We start from the raw sequence: 1,035 nt of genomic DNA, 5'->3' as shown, positions 1-1,035 counted from the left end.
CGAGATGGACGCGGTCGTACCGTGGTCGACATTGCTTGCAGTGATCGAGCCACACTACCCGAAGGCCGGTCGGCGCGGTCGCCCGCCGATGCCGCTGGAAACGATGCTGCGGATCTACTTCATGCAGCAGTGGTATGCGTTGTCGGACCCGGCGATGGAAGATGCGCTCTACGAGATTGAATCGATGCGTCGTTTTGCCCGGCTCGATCTGGCCGATGATGCGATGCCCGACGAGACGACGATTCTCAAGTTCCGCCACCTGCTCGAGCAACACGGGCTGACGGCACAGATGATGAACGTCATCAACGACACGCTTGAAGCGCGTGGTCTGCTGCTCAAGGGGGGCACGATGGTCGACGCCACCATCATTCATGCGCGGCCCTCGACGAAGAACCAGACCAAGCAGCGTGACCCCGAGATGCATCAGACCAAGAAGGGTAAGCAGTGGTACTTCGGCATGAAGATCCACGTGGGCGCGGACGTCAATTCCGGACTCGCGCATACCGTCTCGGTCACCCCAGCCAACGCTTCGGACATCAGCCAGTTGCCGCATCTGGTGCGCGAAGACGACCGCGCGGTATTCGGCGACAAGGGCTACGTCAACAACAAGCTCAAGCGCCTGGCCCGCAAGGCCGGCGTGTTCTGGGGCGTCTCGCTCAAGGCGAGCACCCAGCACCCGCTAACCGAGGCGAACAAGCGCTTCAACCACCGGATGTCGTCGATCCGCGCACGGGTCGAACATCTGTTTCGCGTGATCAAGCGCCAGTTCGGTTACACGAAGGTGCGCTACAAGGGGATCGCGAAAAACGCCGCGCAGGTGTTCTCGCTGATCGGTTTGACCAATCTTTACCTGGCGAGGCGAGAGCTGATGAGCTGACGGGCGAAATCCGCCCGCTGCGCCAGGAAACAGGCGTTCGAGGTCGGAATGGCCTCGGAAATCAGCGGGAAAATCGGAAAAATCGATCATCGGAGTCGGCTCAGACAGTAGGCTTGGGTGCGATTGCTCGAAACGTCAATTGATCAGGGATTCCTTAG

The 1,035-nt window shown here is 60.1% G+C and carries 1 protein-coding gene; it reads left to right on the top strand.

The window, feature by feature from the left end; translation table 11 throughout:
- Window positions 1-877 (top strand): IS5 family transposase (locus GPA27_RS28235; protein WP_169143724.1); only part of this gene is annotated, 877 nt, incomplete at its 5' end.
- Window positions 878-1,035: the final 158 nt, after the last annotated feature.

It is taken from the genome of Aromatoleum toluolicum, from assembly GCF_012911005.2.
Classification (GTDB): Bacteria; Pseudomonadota; Gammaproteobacteria; order Burkholderiales; family Rhodocyclaceae; genus Aromatoleum; species Aromatoleum toluolicum.
This window is presented reverse-complemented; position numbering and strand designations above follow the sequence as displayed.